This window comes from Pseudomonas salicis (assembly GCF_057128705.1).
Map to the genome: position 1 here is coordinate 1290896 of NZ_JBSKHU010000001.1, position 17828 is coordinate 1308723.

Consider the following 17828-nt stretch of genomic DNA (forward strand, 5'->3'; position numbering starts at 1 on the left):
GGTGCCTCAGCTCAGATACCGTTCCACCAGACGTGCCCAATACGCCGCGCCAATGGGCAGGTTCTTGTCATTGAAGTCGTACGCCGGGTTGTGAACCATGCAGCCGTCTTCTCCCACGCCATTGCCCAGCCGCAGAAAGCATCCGGGCCGCTGTTCCAGCATGTAAGCGAAGTCTTCGCTGGACATGAGCTGGTCAGCGTGGGGAATGATGTGCGCGTCGCCCACCAGTTCACGGGCAACCTGCAAGGCGAACTCGGTTTCAGCGGGCGTGTTGTCGATCACCGGGTAGCCTTCCATGTAATCGATGGTCGCCGTGGCCCCGTAGCTGCTGGCCTGCGCGTGAACCAGTGCCTGCACACGTTCCTTCAACAGCGCGCGCACGGGCTTGCTGAATGAACGAATGCTCAGCTCCAGATAGGCGCTGTTGGAGATGACGTTGTTGGCCACCCCCGCCTGCAACAAACCGACGGTGACCACCGCAGGTTCTACCGGATTGACGTTGCGCGCGACGATGGTCTGCAGCGCCATGACGATGCTCGACGCCACCACGATGGGGTCCACCGTCAGGTGCGGGCGGGCCGCGTGACCGCCGTGGCCGTGCACGGTGATCGCCACTTTGTCGCTCGCCGACATGAACGCACCACTGCGAAACAGAAAGGTGCCCGGCGCCTCCCCCGGATGGTTGTGAAGCCCGAACACGGCGTCGCAGGGAAAGCGCTCGAACAGCCCGTCGTTCACCATGCGCTGCGCGCCGCTGTCGAAGCCCTTCTCCTCGGCAGGCTGGAAATACAGGTGCACCGTTCCGTTGAAATTCCGGGTGCGCGCCAGGTATTCAGCCGCCCCCAGCAACATGGTGGTGTGACCGTCATGACCGCAGGCGTGCATGGTTCCCGCATGAACACTGGCGTAAGGCAGGCCAGTCTGCTCGGTCAGCGGCAAGGCATCCATGTCCGCCCGGAGGCCGATACGCTTGCCGTTGCCCACTGTCAGCGTGCCGACGACGCCGGTTTCGCCTACGCCTTCAGTGACGTCATACCCCCACGCGCGCAACTTGCCAGCCACCAGCGCGGCGGTTTCGAACTCTTCATAGGCCATTTCCGGGTGCTGGTGAATGTGGCGGCGTATCCGGGTCAGCTCATCCGTCATGGGCTGGAGGTCGTCGATTTCGCAGTAATGGGGTTCAGTGTTCATCCGAAACATACCTGACGATAAGAAATGAAAGTGCGTGAATCATGCCGATCAAGGCGCATCGGCTTGAGGTATCGCAGGCGCTGGCAAACGCAGGGCCAGCGTGCAGACACCGCCTATGACCAACAGCGCGGCCATCGCGGCCATCCCGGTGACAAACGAACCCGTGAGGGTTTTCAGGAAACCGATGATGGACGGGCTGACAAAGCCGCCGAACGCTCCGATGCTGTTGATCAACGCAATGCCGCCCGCCGCCGCAGTGCCTTTCAGGTAGGTCGAAGGCCTCGCCCAGAACACGGCATAAGCGGCATAGGTCGATAAGGTCGCCAGCGTGATGCTCCCCAGAGCGAGCGGCAGGTTGCCGCTGCTGAAACCGGTCAGGACCAGCCCTCCGGCCCCCATGAACGCTGGCACCGCGCCGTGCCATCGGCGCTCGCTGAGCCGGTCGGAGCGCCGGGCGTTGATCATCATCGCCACGATGGCGGCGCTGTACGGAATGACCGAGTACAGCCCGATGTCGACAATGTCCTTCACGCCCGCATCCCGCAGCAGGGTCGGCAACCAGAAGCTGACCGTATAAAGCCCGCAGATGAGGCAGAAGTAAATCAGCGCCATCACATAAATCCGCCAGTCCTTCAACGCCGCCGCAAAGGTGTGCTGTTTCGACGGCGGCGTCTGTTCGAGATCGTTCGCCAACCACTGTTTTTCTTCTGTGCTCAGCCACGGCGCCTGGGCGGGTGAATCACTCAAAAAGAAGTACGCGACCACCCCCAAGAGGATGCATGGCGCCCCTTCCAGGATGAACATCCACTGCCAGCCTTCCAGCCCTTGGGCCCCGGCGAAGGCTTGCATGATCCAGGTGGACAACGGCCCGCCGACGATATTCGACACCGGCCCCGCCAACAACACGCACGCCATGACCTGCGCCCGGCGTTTGCCGGAAAACCACAGCGTCAGGTAGAGGATCATGCCGGGGGCGAATCCGGCCTCGAACACCCCGAGAAAGAAACGCAATACGTAAAAGCTGGTGCTGTCATGGACGAACAGCATCGACGTCGAGGCCACGCCCCACAACAGCATGATGCGACTGAGGGTCTTGCGAATCCCCACCCGCGCCAGCCACAGGTTGCTCGGCACTTCGAACATCACGTAACCAATGAAGAAAATCCCGGCGGCCAGCCCGTACGCGGCATCGGTGAGACCGAACTCCTGCTGCATCGCGATCTTGGCGTAACTGATGTTGACCCGATCCAGATAGGCCAGCGAATAACACAGCAACAGGAACGGCAGAAGCCGCCAACTGATCTTGCGGTACATCCTCCCCAAAGCCCCGTCATCCGGGGGTGACACGGTAATCAGCGTTGCGGCGTAAGCCATGGTGATGTCCTCGAACACTCTGCGTTGTTGTTCTTGTTGTCTGGAACCGATGAGCTTGGCATCGCCCGATTGACACAAAGTATGAGAAGGATGAAGACTGCGAACAATAGCAATACTCGTCGGCGAGCGTTGCCCTTAAGTCAACGGTCAGGAGACACCGACTGTGCAAAGAATTGGCCTGAGTGAACGACGTTTGCACTACTTTCTCGCTGTGGCAGAAACCGGCTCGATACGCGGCGCGGCAGACCATCTGAATGTCGAAGCGTCGGTGGTCAGCCGGCAAATTCATCAGCTGGAAAGCGAGCTGGGTGTGCAGTTGCTCCAGCGCCACGGCCGAGGCGTCATTCCGACCGAAGCCGCCGAGCTGGTGATCAACCATTGCCGCGAACGACGCTCCAGTGAAACGCTGCTGCTGACCCAGATTTCTGAACTGCAGGGGCTGGAGCGTGGCGAAATTCATATCGTTGCGGGGGAAGGTTTTCGCGAGGAATTGGTGCGCTGGGTGCTTCAGGATTTCTGCCAGCAACACCCTAAGCTGAAAGTGACGTTGGAATTCGCCAACGCCGTGGACACCGTGCGCATGCTCGCCAACGACCAGGCCCACCTCGGCCTGGCCTATCGCCCGCCCATCGACCCGGCCGTGCGCACGGTCATGCAACGCAAACAGCCCATGTGCGTGATCGCCTGGCCTGGCCATCCTCTGACTCGGAAAAAACAGCCGCTGGCCCTGAGCGACGTTTGCCCCTATCCGGTGGGGATGATGTCCAACGGCTTTGGTCTGAGCAACCTGGTCAAACTGGCGCAATACCACGACCGCGTGCAGTTCGAATCCAGCCTGGTGACCAACTCCATCGCCACCCTGAAAAGCTACGTGAAGGCGCAGCTTGGCGTGACCTTTCTGTCGTCCCACGCCGTGGCAGATGAAGTCGCCGACGGCAGCCTTGTCGCGCTCCGCACCCGTAGCGAGGTGTTCGAAACCGCAGAGGCGCACATGCTGGTGCGCGCCGATCGACAGCCATCGGTGGCGGTCGAGCGACTGTTGCAGATGCTGGAGGAGAAGGCGCTGTTTTGAGCGTTCCGGTGGTCCGTTGAACCCACATAAGCTTATGTGTATTGGGTATTTACGGTGCGTCGCCCGGACTGGATACCCTGACGCCCCTTCCCTTTCATAAGCGTGAACCATGCACATCCCTTTCAAAACAGCCGTATGGGTAGCGGCCTTTCAGGTGGCAGGGGTTTGGGCGAGCATTGCCCAGGCCGCCGTCGAGTATCCGCAAACCGTTCGCGTCGGCTACCAGAAAGGCAACAGCCTGGTGGTCCTGAAAAACCGCGGGACGCTGGAAAAAGCCCTCGCGCCTCACGGCGTCAAAGTGGTGTGGCAAGAGTTCGCGTTCGGGCCGCCGCTGGTCGAAGGCATCAACAGTGGCGACATCGACATCGGCTTCGTGGGCGCGACCCCGCCCGTGTTCGCCCAGGCGGGCGCAGGGCCTGATGTGACGTACGTCGGCTACAGCGAACCTTATCAGGACAATTACGCGATTCTGGTGCCGAAGGACTCCACCGCGCAGTCGCTTGCGGATCTGCGTGGCAAGCGGATTGCCGTGGCCAAGGGGTCTGCGGGTCAATACCTGCTGATCGCCGCGCTGGAGCAGGCCAAGCTCAGACTCGGTGACGTGGAAGAAGCCTATCTCGGTTACAGCGAAGGCCGGGCGGCGTTCGAGCGGGGCGACGTGGCCGCATGGGTGGTGCCGGACCCGCGCCTCGCCGACACCGAACTGTCGAGTGGCGCCCGTCCGTTGATCACGGCGCGCAGCCTGCCGATTCAATACAGCTTCTACATCGCACCGCGCCCGTTCGCCAAACGCTACCCGGAAACCCTCGCCACCGTGCTGCGCGAGCTGGACAGCACCGAACACTACGTTCAGAGCCATCAACAGGAAGTCGCGCAGCTGTTGAGCGACGACACCAAGGTGCCCGTGCCGGTGTGGACTCGGTCACTGGCCCGTCAGCCATGGGGCGTGCATTTTCCGCTGAGCCCTCAGGTGATTGATGCCCAGCAACGGGTGGCCGATGCGTTCTATCGCAACCAATTGCTGCCGAAGGCCGTGCACGTTGCTGACGCGGTGGTCGATCTGGAGCACCCGCAATGAGCCGACAACTGCACCTCGGTGCCTTTCTCATGGGCATCGGCCACCACGCCAGCGCCTGGCGCCTGCCCGACGCGCAACCCGGCAATCTGACCAGCCCGGCCTACTTCAAAGCTTTGGCCCAGACCGCCGAACGCGGCAAGTTCGACTACCTGTTTTTCGCCGACCGTCTCGCCTTGTCCGACCGCTTCGGCGACAACCTCGACGCCAGCGTGCGCTACCTCACCAGTTCCCGCCTCGACCCGGTCGCATTGCTGGGCCTGTTGGCGGGCGCGACGTCGCACATCGGCCTCGCGGCGACAGCTTCGACCACCTTCAATCACCCGTTCACCCTCGCGCGCACCTTCGCCACGCTGGATCACCTCAGCGAAGGCCGCATCGGCTGGAACATCGTGACCTCCACCAACGACGGCGAAGCGCTGAACCACAGCGCCGAGCCGATCCTCGAACACGAACTGCGCTACCGGCGTGCGCGGGAGTTCGTCGAACTGGCGATCAAACTGTGGGACAGCTGGGAAGACGACCCCTTCATCCACGACAAGGTCACGGGGGAGTTTGCCCATCCCGAGCGGGTGCATTACCTCAATCACGCGGGGGAATTATTCAACGTGCGCGGCCCGCTCAACGTGCCGCGCTCGCCGCAGGGTCACCCGGTGCTGATTCAGGCGGGCTCTTCGGACACCGGCCAGGACTTCGCTGCGAGCGTCGCCGACGTGATCTTCACCGCGCAGCCCGATTTGCAAAAAGCCAAGGCGTTTTACGAGACAGTCAATCAGCGCCTGCTCGCTCAGGGGCGCGCGGCCGGTTCGCTGAAAATCATGCCGGGCGTGATGCCGTTCGTGGGCAAGAGCAAAGACGAAGCGCAGGCCCGATTCGCCGAACTGGAGGACAACGTTCACCCCCTCGCCGGGCTGGCGCTGTTGTCTGACAGCATGAACCACGACCTCTCGGTCTACCCGCTGGACGAGCCGTTGCCGGAGGTGAAAGAGATACGCGGCAACCAGAGCCGCTTCAAACTCGTGCAGGAACTCTCGCAACGCGAAGGCCTGACCCTGCGCCAACTGGGCAAACGCTTTGGTGGCAGTCGCTCCCATCGGGTGCTGGTGGGCACGGCCAGCGAAGTCGCGGATGATCTCGAACAGTGGTTCACGGAACGCGCCTGCGACGGCTTTAACATCATGCCGCCCTACCTGCCTCAAAGCCTCGACGATTTCGTCAACGGTGTGGTGCCAGAGCTGCAGCGACGGGGCCTGTTCCGCCGGGAGTACAGCGGACGCACCCTGCGCGAGCATCTGGGATTGGAGCGGCCTGCGAACGGCCCTCGCGCCTAAAGGCGTCCGGTCAGGGCGCCTTTACAACCACCAGATTTTCGCGACTGATGATGTCCGGTTCGGCGACATAACCGATTTGCCGGGAAAACGCTTCGACGAACTGGCCACGCAGCTTTTGAATTTCCTGCGAGCTGTAGTTGACCAGCCCCCGCGCCCACTCAACGCCGTCAGCGCCTCGGCACACCACCATGTCGCCACGCTGAAACACGCCTTCGCTGCGCAGGATCATCAACGCGGTGATGCCCGTCGTGGCCGATGCGCTGCCGTCGATGATCTCCAGCGTCCCGCGCATGGGCAGTTGATTGGACAGCCAGCGTCCTCGGGACGCCGCCGGGTGGGTATCAGAGATCAGCAGCGTGCCGACCGATGCGCCCGCAGCGATGGCATCGAGAATGCCGTCCTGGCGCCCATCGGCGATCACCGTGTGGGCACCTGAACGGGCGGCCAGCCGCGCCGAGCGCAACCAGGAGCGCACATCGACGCCGAAGTGTTCAGTCATGTCGTGCGCGTAGCGATCCAGCGAGGCATCCCCGGCAGCGGCTTCATCGATCACCGCTGTGGCCTGATCGGTTTCTAGGCCCTGGCTCGTAATCAGGAAGCCTTCCAGCTCGGTCAGCAAAATGTACACATCCGCCTGCACCAGATTGACCACCAGCGCGCCCAGACTGTCGGTGTTTCCCGCGCGAATCCCATGGGTGGCCAAGGCACAGTTCTCGCTGACCAACGGGATCACGCCCTGCCCGAGCAAGACTTGCAGCGTGCTGCGTGCGTTGAGGTAGTGCTTGCGGTGGGACAGGTCATCCTGTGTCAGCAGAATCTGCGCAGATTGAGCGCCAGCGTGCGCCAGCGCTTGCGCCCAGAGCTGGGTCAGCCTGATCTGATCGATCGCGGCCAGGGCCTGCGCTTGATGCAAGGGCAGCGCGACGCCTGTGGAGGCACCGGCGCCAGGCGTCGAGACCACAACGACTTCAAGCCCTCGTTGATGCAGGGCCATCGATTGAGCGGCCAGCTTGCGGATGGCATCCGGATTGAAGCCGTCGGTTGCCGCAATCAGACGGTTGTCGACGTGGATGACCCAGCGCTGGGTGGTCGCGATCGCTTCACGCATGTGGCTACCTCACTGTTTGTTCAGGGCGCGGATGGCGGTGCATCCGGATCACGCGATTGGCGTGACGGTCACGCCGTCGCTCATCTGTGCCAAGAGGCTGGCAGACTGAAGGTCCGTGCTGTTGGAGCCATGGATGACATACAGGCATTGCCCCGCCGTTACCCGGTCACCCAGCCCGACCTTGAGGTCGATGCCAGCGGATTTATCCGCCGGCGCACCGGCGCGTCGGGCCAGCTCACCGATGCGCCAACCGTCCAGTGCACTCACCTCCCCTGCCGCGCTCGCACACACCACGAAGGTCAGCGCACCTGGCAACACGGGCGCTCGCCGACCCTGGGCGTCGATGATCCGCTCAAACGCCGCATTGGCCTCGCCATTGGTCAGCAGTTCCTCCGCGCGGCGACGACCGGCTTCCACACTGCCGATGGCCGGGTCCCACGCCAGAATCTGTCCCGCGAAAAAAAGCGCCTTGTCGCGCAAGTCCTGCGCCGCCTCAGGATCATTGGCCAGCACCGCCCGCACGTCGCGCACCTCCAGCGAAGGCCCGATGCCGCGACCGATAGGCCGGCTTCCGTCTGTGGCAAACGCCACCACGGTCAGAGCCAGCCCGGCCCCGACCCGCTCGAACAAATCGCCCAGTTCCCTGGCCTGCGCCTGCGTCTTAAGTTTGGTGCGCGGGCCGTACGGCAGATCGACCACCACGTGGGTCGAGCCAGCGGTGAGCTTTTTCGACAGGATCGACGCCACCGACCACCGATTGGAATCAAGCCCCAACGGCCGGGTGATCGCGTTCATCACATCGTCCACCCGTGAGTGATTGAGTCGCCCATTCCAGGCAATGCACGCCCCCGCCTCAGCGACACAACGCTGCACGTCGGCGATGTCCAGGTCCACTCGCGCCACGGACTCCATGGCGTCAGCCGTGCCCGCCGCAGACGTGATTGCCCGGGACGACGTTTTGGGCATCGCCAGGCCGTGAGCCGCGACGATGGGCACCACCAGCAAGGTGATGCGGCTGCCGGGGACCCCGCCCATCGAGTGCTTGTCGACCACGATCGGACGGTCCCACGTCATCGTCGGGGAGAAGCGGCTGCGCACCCTGGCCAGCGCGACGACCTCGGCGTCGGACAGGCTGCGCGTGGCGCTGACCAGAAACGCGCTGATTTCGCCATCCGTGTAACGCCCCTCAATGATGTCGCGCAGCAGCATTTCATACTCGGGTTCGCCCAGCTCTTGCCCCTGAACCTTCTGAATCAGGGCCTGACGACTGGCCGGTGATGGCGTGCGGCGCAAGGCGATCTCGGCGCCCTCGGCAACCCGCCAATGGGCGAATGCTTCCTCGCTCAACCCGATTTCGTCCGCCGCCAGCAACCCCGGCGCGTCCAGCCCTTGAATCTGTACGCTCAATGATGCGGTGTCGGCCAGGAGGTCGACTTTCGAGCCGCCCAGATAATCGCCGACCGACAGCACGGCGCTGTGAAGGGGCAAGTAGGCCACCCGCTCCAGGCCCGTCGAGATCGGCACACGGCGCAGACGTACCCGTTGAGAGGCGTTCGCCAACGCATGAACGAACGCGCTGACCCCCTGCTCAAGGGCGCCGTCGTTGTTGACACGGATCGTTTCGATGTCCACGGGCAACGGCTCGACCTGACGCATCACCCGCGCGCCCGCCTCCAGGGCATTTTCCCGGCCACGGGCGAGAATGCGCGCCGCCAGCACGTCGATCGACGCCGTGACTTCCACCACCACGAGCCTGGGCACCAGCCCGGCCAGTTGACGAATCATTTTGCGTGAGCCGTTGGCGATGACGTTGCAGCCCTCGCCCAACGCTGTCAGCAAATCAGCAGACAAACCGTATGACAGTCCATGAGCGTCCCAGGTGACCAGAAACGCCCCTGCACTCACGGACGCCGAGAATTGAGCCTCAGTGACGCCGATGTGGTCCTCGCCCGGTGCGCCCGAGGGGCGCGTGATCGTGCGACGGGCGAACACGTATCGACCGGTGTCACCGAGTTGGGCGCGGGCGCCTTCGATCAACGAATCCTTACCGGCACCGCTGGGGCCGACGACAAAGAAGAAGATGCCCTGCGCCATGTGACTTACTCCGCCTCGTCCAGGCCGATGTCTACACACACCGCGGCCTGATTGAGCTTGCTGGTCGAGATGTAGTCGACACCGGTCTTGGAAATTGCGCCGATGGTCGACAGATTGATGCCGCCGGACGCTTCCAGTTTGGTGCGCCCATTGACCATTTTCACCGCCTCGGCCATGTCCGCCACGCTCATGTTGTCGAGCATGATCACGTCGACATTGGCCTCCAGCGCTTCGGCCACTTGGGTGAGGCTGTCGCATTCGACTTCGAGCTTGGTCAGCACGGGCAACTGGCGACGCGCGCGCTGTACCGCCTGGGTGATGCCGCCGCACACCGCAATGTGGTTGTCTTTGATCATCACGCCGTTGTCCAGGCCCAGGCGATGGTTAAGGCCGCCACCGCACGTCACCGCGTGTTTCTCAAGCATGCGCAGGCCGGGCGTGGTCTTGCGGGTGTCGATCAGGCGTGCACGGCTGCCGGCAACGGCGGCCACGTATTTGGCGGTCTCGTTGGCGATCCCCGACATGCGCTGCACGATATTCAGCGCCGTTCGTTCGGCTGTCAGAACGCTGCGCGCGTTGCCACGGACATCGATCATCACCGTACCGGCTTCGATTTTCTGACCGTCCTTCACCCGCACGATCACTTCCAGCGTCGGGTCGTAGCGCTTGAACACCCGTGCAGCGATATCGATGCCGGAGACGATCAGCGTCTCGCGAGCGTTCATGTAGAAAGCGCCCACTTCGTCCGCTTCGATCATCACTTGAGCGGTCAGGTCGCAATAACCGATGTCTTCGGCCAGCCAAAGGTCGATCAGGCGGTCAGTCTGGAATACGTCATACATCGTGGTTACCCCTATGTGTGGATACAGTTCGGTGAAGGTCGATTATCGGTGCTGCAATTTTTTGTCGAGCATCAGCATCAGGCTGTTGCAGGTGACGGCGATGACGGTGAGTAACAACGCGACGGCCATGATGGTCGGGATATCCCCCAGCCCCATCGCGTTGACCGCCAGGTAGCCCAGCCCCCGTTGAGAAGCGAACATTTCGCCGATCAGCACCCCCAGCAACGTCAGCGCAAAACCCAGCCGTACGCCGGCCACGATTTCCGGCAGGATCGCGGGCAGCAGAACGTGGAACAGCGATTGGAGGGGGCTCAGGCGCAGCGTCCCGGCGGTGCGCAGGTACACCGGTCGCATCTGGCGAATGGCGTTCATGGTGAACAACAGAATCGGAATCAGACCGTGCATGACGCCGAACGCCACTTTCGACGAAAGCCCCAGGCCGAAACACAGCAAGACCAGCGGGTAGAGCGTCACTTTGGGGATCGCGTACAGATTCAGCAGAATCGGTTCGGCGACCGCACCGGCGAGGCGGTTGATGCCCAGTAACACGCCCAGCACGATACCGCCGATCAATGCCAGGCTCATAGCGTAGGCGAACGCCTTGGCGGTCGCCCCCACGTTGGCCCACAGCTCGGCCGTGCCCATCATTGAAATCAGGTGTGTGAGCGTCATCCAGGGCGAGGTCAGCGCGCCGGCCCCAATCATGAGGTGCAACACCTGCCAGGCGGCAATCAGGGCCATGACCAGTAAAAACGTCGGAACCATTCTTTGCATGGTATTCACCGTTGACGACGCGCTTGCAGGCGACGGTCCATGAAATTGAGCAGCGCGTTGATCAGCGTGACACTGATCAACACCAGCAACATGAGGGCGTACATGTTGTCGCTCTCGAAATTGTTGTAGGCAAAGGCAATGGCGTAGCCGATCCCGGAGCCTGAGAGGATGAACTCGGAGGCTATGACGCCGATGAAGGCGTAGGCCACCGCCAGTTTCACCCCGCCAAACAGGTACGGCAGCGCGGCGGGCAGCTCGATGCGGTACGCCGTCTCAAGCCTGGACATGCGCATGACCGCAGCGCTCTTGCGCAAGACCTTGGGGATACGATCAAGCCCGGTCAGCGTGGCGGTGATCATGGCGACGATGGCCAGCAGCACCGCGATGGCGATGATCGAGCCGTGACCGACACCGAAAACCACGATGAATACGGGGTAGAAAATGAACGTCGGGACGGCGTAATAGCTCGCCAGCAACGGTTCCAGGGCCGCCCGAAAACGCGGCATCGAATGCACCGCCAGGCCAATGAAGAACCCGCTGATGACCGCGATGAACGCCGACACCAGAATGTTGGTGAAACTGAACAGAATGTCGGCGCCGTAATGCCCCGACGACACCAGTGCCAACAGATGCGTGAGCATTTGCGAGGGTGGAATCAACACGCTTTGAGGGATGACGTGCGTCCGGCACAGCAGCTCGATCAACCCGATGAAGCTTGCGACCAGTGCAGATCGCAGCACGCTTTCGATATTCAACTCGACGTCCTCGCTAGATGGCCCGACCGGATCAGTGCTGGGTGCCCATGACCTTCATGGTTTCCACGCGCAACTTCTCCCAGAGACGGGAATTGATCTCGCCGAAGCGTGGCGTGGACACCACGCGGCTGTCGCGGTCGCGATCCCAGCCGGTGTCCACCATGTCAATGAACAGCCCTGGCCGTGAGGACATCACGCCGACGCGATCCGAGAGCATCGCGGCTTCGTCCAGCGCGTGGGTGATCAGCAACACAGTGGCGGACGTTTCGCGCCACAACCGCAGCAGTTCGTCCCCCATCAACAAGCGCGTCTGTTGGTCCAGCGCACCGAAGGGTTCGTCCATCAGAATCAGGCGCGGCTGCATGACCAACGTTCGGGCGATGCACACCCGCTGGCGCATGCCTCCGGAAAGTTGCGCGGGGTAGGCACTCGCGAAATCCCGCAGGCCCATGAACCCCAATGCGTAGGCCACCCGACGCTCCACTTCCGGGCCATCGACGCCGCTGCGACGCAGGCCGAAAGCGATGTTGTCGCGCACGTTCAGCCAGGGAAACGACGCATCCTCCTGAAACACCACGCCCACGCCGTCTGGCACGCTGGAAATGACCTTGCCTTCGAACATCACCTCGCCCGACGTCGGTCGCGCAAGGCCGGACAGGACGTCCATCAATGTGGATTTGCCGCACCCGGAGGGGCCGACAACGGAGAAGAATTCACCTTTGTTCAGCGTCAGGTCGATGGGCCCGAGCGCCGCAAACAGTTCACGCGTACCCGCCTTTTTGAACGAGCGAGTCACCTGACTCAGAGTGACGTGCGCCGTGCGAGATTCCGGGGCCGCCCTTAGCGGTTCAACCGCCCCACCCTTCAATGCAAAGGTCATGCTTCACTCCTCCAGATTCGCTGGTAAGCCCTGGCCCGCCAAGGCTAAAAGCGCTCAACTTATAATGCATACGCTACATATGAGGGACACAGCAAGATCGCTGCCAAGTAATAAAAACCCGCATTGAAGTAACAACAACATTCAATTAAACAGATGATTTATAACGGCTTTTAACAGATTAAATCTGATTTTAAAGCGGATAAGTGAGCGCGGTAAAAACAAGCGCTATAAAACAGAAAGTTAATCGATTGCAATGTGTACGCTACTCGCTCCAGCTTAGTGCTGTCGTTCGTACAATCGCACTAAAACGGGACGAACTCACCCGTCTTCCGCTCAGCGAGCAGTGCGCGCAACGGCTGGCAAAAACAACGTACACACTGATTCAACGCGGCACGCGGCCGTTTTGGCGAAAGACAATGAAAACGTCCTAAGTTCATAATTATCAGCGTGTTAATGCCCAAGACTGCAAAAAACCTCATTCAGAAAATACCCTTGGCCTGCATTTTGCTGGCCGCAGTTAATAGCGTACAGAAACGAATAATAACGACGCCTCGCCCCTCTCTTGCCATGCCCCATGCACCCTGAAGCCAATAGGAGTTTCAAGAATGACTGCACAGCAAGCCCTTTTGTACTCGACCCGAAAGTTCGCCGTAGCCGGCCTGGCGATGTTGTCGCTGATCGCCACGTCTGCGCACGCCGACGAGATTTCGGTGACCCAATGGGGAACAAGCCTTTATGGCCTCCCTTATGCCGTGGCGATGGAGACCGGGTTGTTCAAGAAGGCTGGTATCGATATCACGGGCATTCTGGGATCGGGCGGTGGCGGCACCACCGTGCGCAATATTCTGGCAAGCGATACGCCCTACGGTGAAGTGGCCGTGGCCGCAGCGCTCGCCGCCCAGCGCCAGGGGCTTGATTTGGTCATCGTCAACATCGGCACTCGCTCGGTGGCCGAATCGTCTGTCGTGACCCTCAAGGGTTCTCCGGTGAAGGACATCGCTCAACTGGAAGGGAAAAAAGTCGCGATCACCTCGCCCAAGGGTGTCTCGGAAATGCTGCTGCTGATGTCGCTCAAAGCCAAGGGCATCGACGCGGACACAGTGACCCGAGTGGCCTCCGGCGGCTACGTGAACGGCCTGACGTTGCTGGATCAGAAAGCCGTGGACGCGGCCGTGCAGATCGAGCCTCTGTCGATCCTGCGCAAAGATCAGTACACCACGCTCTACAAGTCCAGCGACTTGCTGCCGCCGATGACGACGTCGGTGGGGATCACCACCCGCGAATTCGCCAAGGCCCACCCCGACAAACTGCGAGCAATCATCGAAGGCCGCCGACTGGGCGTCAAAGCCATCTACGACAACCCGCAGCAGGCTGCCGACATCCTCGCCAAGAGCTTCAAGCTGGAGCCGGCCATCGCCAAGGAAGCCGTGGACAATATGATCGCGCCCCACATGTGGAGCGAGGGTGATTTCAACACGGTCGAACTGGAGCGCATGGCCGACGGCTTGAGACTCAACGGCGAACTCAAAGGCACGGTGGACTGGGCCGCCATCATGGACAAATCCTACCTGCCGAGCGACTTGCAGCATTAATCACGGCTGATGCTCCCCTGCAAACGGCCCGTTTGCCTGTGTGACAGGCGACGGGCCGTCGGTGTTTTTTGCACGGCCAGGGTTCGGCCATCGGCGATCAGTGTTGAGCACCCGCTCTTGGGGCAGGCCTGCCGACAGCACCCGTGAGAGGCTCTATCCAGGGCGTTTCGAGGGGTCTTATCAATCTTACTGATGATGACTATCGAACCGCTCGCCTGTTGGCGCTCGAAAGCTGACTCCTACAATCCCCTCCTCTTTTCCCCCGCTCCTGCGCCTGCTTGAGGCGACACTCTTCCTTGGAATTCGAAACCATGCCAAGCGCCAGTCATACCCCGCCCGAACACAATCAGCAGAGCGTCAAACAGCAGTGGCTGGCGATTCTCTCGGTCGCCGTCGGCGCCTTCGCCCTGGTCACCAGCGAGTTTCTTCCGGTCGGCGTGCTCAACGACGTTGCGCGCGACCTGGGCATCAGTGCGGGCCACGCCGGCCTGATGGTGACCCTGCCCGGCATCATGGCCGCCCTCGCCGCGCCGTTGTTGTCGGTGGGCATTGGCGCCATGGACCGTCGTTACCTGTTGATCGGCCTGACGCTGATCATGATCATCGCCAACTCGGTCGTGGCCTACGCCAGCGACTTCAGTCTGCTGCTGTTCGGTCGTGTGCTTCTGGGCGTCAGCATCGGCGGGTTCTGGGCCACGGCGATTGCCCTGAGCGGCCGTCTCGCCCCCAAAGGCGTAGGCGTGGCGCAAGCGACGTCGATCATCATGGTGGGCGTGACCTTGGCCACGGTGCTGGGCGTGCCGGTCGGCACCTGGCTGAGCGAACTGATGGGCTGGCGCATGACCTTTCTGGTGACCGCACTGCTGGGCGTCCCGGTATTGCTGGCGCAGCTTTTCCTGCTGCCAAGACTCAATCCGGACAAAGCCATTCGCATCAGTGACCTCCCGGCCCTGTTCATCAATCCACAAGCGAGGGTGGGACTGATCGCGGTCCTGCTGATCGGCCTGGCGCACTTCGCTGCCTACACCTACGTCGCGCCCTTCTTCAAACACAGCGCCGGGTTCGACGGCCCGACCATTGGTTCGTTGCTGCTGCTCTATGGCATCGCCGGGGTCATGGGTAACATCTTTGCCGGTTTCGCTGCCAACCGCAGCGTGCGCCACACGCTGATGCTGGTCGCGGTGCTGATTGGCGTCAGCACCGCGTTGTTCCCGTACTTCGCCACCGGCCTGACGGGCGCTGCCATGCTGATCGCGCTCTGGGGCTTTGCCTTCGGCGCCTTCCCGGCCTGCGCCAGTATCTGGATGTTCGTCGTGGCCCCCAAAGATGTCGAACGCGGCATGCCGCTGTTCGTCGCGATGTTCCAGGTGATCATTGCGCTGGGTTCGTTCTTCGGCGGGCAGATCGTCGACCAACTGGGCAGCTCGGTGTTGATGAGCCTGGCGACGGCGTTGGTGGGCTGCGGTCTGGCGACGGTGCTGGTGCTGGGACGTAACGTCAGCAACAGCCAGGCCGGGGATGCTGACGCCTCGGTGGTGGTCACTCAGCACTGAAGCGACAGGGCCGGGCTTCCTGCGTAGCGCGCTGGAAACCTGATCTGCGGACCGGCTGCGATGAGCATTGCAGCGCGGTCAGGGCCTGTGGAGAGACCCTGATCAGGCCAGTTTCTCCTCGGTTTCATCAATGAATTTCAGAATGCTGACACCGCCGCGCAGGATGTCATCAGCAATGGCCTTGCGGGCCTTGGCGGGTTTTTTATCGCGCAACGCATCCATCAGCACCATGTGTTCATCGGCCCCGATATAAGAGTTGTGGCCGAAGGTATAGAACAGATTCAGGATCGGCCCCATGGAGACCCACAAGCCCTCGATCTGAGCGGTGAGCATGTCCATGCCCGACAGCCTGTAGAGCGTGAAGTGAAACTCTCGGTTGTGGTGCATCGCCGCCAGGCCGTCGTTGTTTCGATCCGCTTCTTCGAACAAGTTGTGAAGCGCCAGAAGCCTGGCCAGGTCGGCTTCAGTCACGTTGTGCGTGGCCATTTCGGCCGCCAGCCCTTCCAGCGCCATGCGGATGGTCCGAACCTCCAGATAACGCGCCCGGGTCAATGCCGGCACCGTTGCAAACCGGCCAGAGCGAAGCTCCAGACCGCGTTCGCTGACCAGCCGAAGACAGGCTTCGCGCACGGGCGTGACGCTGGTTCCCAGTCGTTCTGCGAGGTCCTGCATGACCAACCGCTCCCCCGGCTTGAAGTTTCCAGCGATCAGTCCTTCGCGAATCGAAAAATACGCCCGAGCCGAAAGGTTGCCTTGCTCCAAGGGTTGAATCTGCACAGTGAGCTCCTGATAGTGGCGGTCTCGGGTAATGGCATGAAGGCTCGCGCCCCCATAAGCGATAAGGGGCCACTTATAACATATAGGGCGCGATCACTTGTAGGAGCGAATTCACTCGCGATGGCTGGCGACTGTCGCCAGCCCGAAGCCAGTCGGCAGACTGTCTTCGGCACACAACGCTGTGAACCGCTAGACCAGCGTTTTCAACACATCTTCCATCACGCCAAGGGACTCATCCAGTATCTCGCGGGTGTGCGCGGTCGACAGATACAGTCGCTTGAGTTGCATCGGCTGGAAGATGTGCCGTTTCTCGATCAGGCGCTGACGAAAGGCCATGTCGCGCGCGTCATCGTTGCGCAGCAGATCGGTGTACTGGTGGTACGGCCCCTCGAAAAAATACAGCAGCCAGGCCGAACCATAACCGGCGCTTTGTGCCGGAATGCCCAAGCGTTGCACGATGGTGTCCAGCTGTGCGCGCATGTAATCGCCCAAGGCGAACAGCTTTTCGTACGTCCCGGGGCGCGCCAGTTCTTCGAGGGTGGCCTGCACCGCCGCCAGCGTTGAAGGGGTGCCATTGCAGGTGCCGCCCATGAAAACGCCCTTGGGACCGGTCAAACCGATCAAGTGCATCAACTCACGCTTCCCGGCAATGAACCCCACGGGATAGCCCGACGAAGCCGCCTTGCCAAACGTGGCCAAATCCGGTGTCACCCCAACGATCGACTGATAGCCGCCCAGCGCGTGCCTGAAGCCGGTGATCACTTCATCGAAGATCAGCACGACGCCATGGTCGCGTGTCAGGCTGCGCAGGTCTTTAAGAAAAGCGTCCGTCGCCGCCACCGCCCCCATATTGTGAGCGATGGGCTCAACGATAATGGCTGCCACCTCCCCCGGATGAGCCTTGAGGTACTGCTCGACCGCTTCGGCATCGTTGTACGGAAGAACAGCCGTGTACTCGGCGGCGGCGTGGAGAATGCCATCGGACATCGGGTCGAACTGGCCGATCCGGTCTCTGGCGGTCTGACCGTTCATGGCGACGTAATCGTGCCAGCCGTGGTATCCGCCCTGAAACTTGATGATCCGTTTGCGCCCCGTGGCCGCACGGGCGAGGCGCAACGCGTGATAGGTCGCCTCCGAGCCGCTGTTGCAAAACGCAATCTGCTCGGCGCAGGGAATGTGACCGACCAGCGTCTCCGCCACTTCGACTTCCAGGTCGGTGATGCCTGCGCCCATCAGGTCCATGCGCTGCGCCACTTCGAAGACCCGATCACGGATTGCCGGATGCCCGTGCCCCAGGACATGGGCGCCGAATCCGCAATGAAAGTCCGTGTGTCGATGACCGTCGGCGTCGAAGAGATACGCCCCTTCTGCGCGAACGAACGCATAGGGTTGTCCAAGCTTGCGGCTGGG

Annotated in this window: 15 protein-coding genes; 5 read left to right on the forward strand and 10 right to left on the reverse strand. The window is 61.7% G+C overall.

From position 1 onward, the window contains the following. Nucleotides 1-6 precede the first annotated feature (6 nt). Both ACWKWE_RS05920 and ACWKWE_RS05925 read right to left on the reverse strand, forming a co-directional pair. A complete protein-coding gene (locus ACWKWE_RS05920) occupies nucleotides 7-1191 on the reverse strand; it encodes a M20 aminoacylase family protein (RefSeq protein ID WP_483849947.1) in 1185 nt (394 codons plus the stop codon). A 48-nt stretch (nucleotides 1192-1239) separates the two neighbouring features. Beyond that, complete coding sequence (locus tag ACWKWE_RS05925; protein WP_483849948.1) at nucleotides 1240-2565, reverse strand: MFS transporter; 1326 nt, start codon at nucleotides 2563-2565, stop codon at nucleotides 1240-1242. 163 nt (nucleotides 2566-2728) lie between these two features. Here ACWKWE_RS05925 and ACWKWE_RS05930 point away from each other — a divergent pair, with 163 nt between their 5' ends. From ACWKWE_RS05930 to ACWKWE_RS05940, 3 genes are all read left to right on the forward strand, one after another. Beyond that, nucleotides 2729-3637, forward strand: coding sequence for a LysR substrate-binding domain-containing protein (locus ACWKWE_RS05930; protein WP_166596978.1), 909 nt, complete (start codon nucleotides 2729-2731; stop codon nucleotides 3635-3637). A 109-nt stretch (nucleotides 3638-3746) separates the two neighbouring features. Continuing rightward, on the forward strand, nucleotides 3747-4715 hold the full coding sequence (locus ACWKWE_RS05935) for an aliphatic sulfonate ABC transporter substrate-binding protein (RefSeq protein WP_483849949.1): 969 nt from the start codon (nucleotides 3747-3749) through the stop codon (nucleotides 4713-4715). Continuing rightward, nucleotides 4712-6043: an LLM class flavin-dependent oxidoreductase gene (locus tag ACWKWE_RS05940; RefSeq protein WP_483849950.1), complete on the forward strand. Its 1332-nt coding sequence runs from the start codon at nucleotides 4712-4714 to the stop codon at nucleotides 6041-6043. The genes ACWKWE_RS05935 and ACWKWE_RS05940 overlap by 4 nt, the downstream gene beginning before the upstream one ends. 10 nt (nucleotides 6044-6053) lie before the next feature. Here the strand turns inward: ACWKWE_RS05940 and proB are convergent, their stop codons facing one another. From proB to ACWKWE_RS05970, 6 genes are read right to left on the reverse strand one after another with little or no spacing between them, the layout of a single operon-like run. Beyond that, complete coding sequence (gene proB / locus ACWKWE_RS05945; protein WP_483849951.1) at nucleotides 6054-7151, reverse strand: glutamate 5-kinase; 1098 nt, start codon at nucleotides 7149-7151, stop codon at nucleotides 6054-6056. Between the two features lie 48 nt (nucleotides 7152-7199). Next, nucleotides 7200-9245: a phosphonate metabolism protein/1,5-bisphosphokinase (PRPP-forming) PhnN gene (gene phnN, locus ACWKWE_RS05950; protein WP_483849952.1), complete on the reverse strand. Its 2046-nt coding sequence runs from the start codon at nucleotides 9243-9245 to the stop codon at nucleotides 7200-7202. Between the two features lie 5 nt (nucleotides 9246-9250). Next, nucleotides 9251-10087, reverse strand: coding sequence for a carboxylating nicotinate-nucleotide diphosphorylase (gene nadC, locus ACWKWE_RS05955; RefSeq protein WP_166596973.1), 837 nt, complete (start codon nucleotides 10085-10087; stop codon nucleotides 9251-9253). A gap of 42 nt (nucleotides 10088-10129) precedes the next feature. Then, nucleotides 10130-10861: an ABC transporter permease gene (locus ACWKWE_RS05960; protein WP_166596972.1), complete on the reverse strand. Its 732-nt coding sequence runs from the start codon at nucleotides 10859-10861 to the stop codon at nucleotides 10130-10132. Nucleotides 10862-10866: 5 nt separating this feature from the next. Next, nucleotides 10867-11616: an ABC transporter permease gene (locus ACWKWE_RS05965; RefSeq protein ID WP_166596971.1), complete on the reverse strand. Its 750-nt coding sequence runs from the start codon at nucleotides 11614-11616 to the stop codon at nucleotides 10867-10869. A gap of 31 nt (nucleotides 11617-11647) precedes the next feature. Next, nucleotides 11648-12496, reverse strand: coding sequence for an ABC transporter ATP-binding protein (locus ACWKWE_RS05970; RefSeq protein WP_166596970.1), 849 nt, complete (start codon nucleotides 12494-12496; stop codon nucleotides 11648-11650). Between the two features lie 605 nt (nucleotides 12497-13101). Between ACWKWE_RS05970 and ACWKWE_RS05975 the strand changes: the two genes are divergently transcribed. Both ACWKWE_RS05975 and ACWKWE_RS05980 read left to right on the forward strand, forming a co-directional pair. Next, a complete protein-coding gene (locus ACWKWE_RS05975) occupies nucleotides 13102-14088 on the forward strand; it encodes an ABC transporter substrate-binding protein (protein ID WP_483849953.1) in 987 nt (328 codons plus the stop codon). Between the two features lie 311 nt (nucleotides 14089-14399). Continuing rightward, entirely contained in the window at nucleotides 14400-15641 is a 1242-nt protein-coding gene (locus tag ACWKWE_RS05980) for an MFS transporter (protein ID WP_166597014.1), read from the forward strand. Between the two features lie 102 nt (nucleotides 15642-15743). On the opposite strand, the gene ACWKWE_RS05985 is transcribed toward ACWKWE_RS05980, so the two are convergent. Continuing rightward, nucleotides 15744-16418: a GntR family transcriptional regulator gene (locus tag ACWKWE_RS05985; protein WP_341958447.1), complete on the reverse strand. Its 675-nt coding sequence runs from the start codon at nucleotides 16416-16418 to the stop codon at nucleotides 15744-15746. 189 nt (nucleotides 16419-16607) lie between these two features. Beyond that, nucleotides 16608-17828: aspartate aminotransferase family protein (locus ACWKWE_RS05990; RefSeq protein WP_483849954.1), on the reverse strand; the 1221-nt coding region annotated here is incomplete at its 5' end.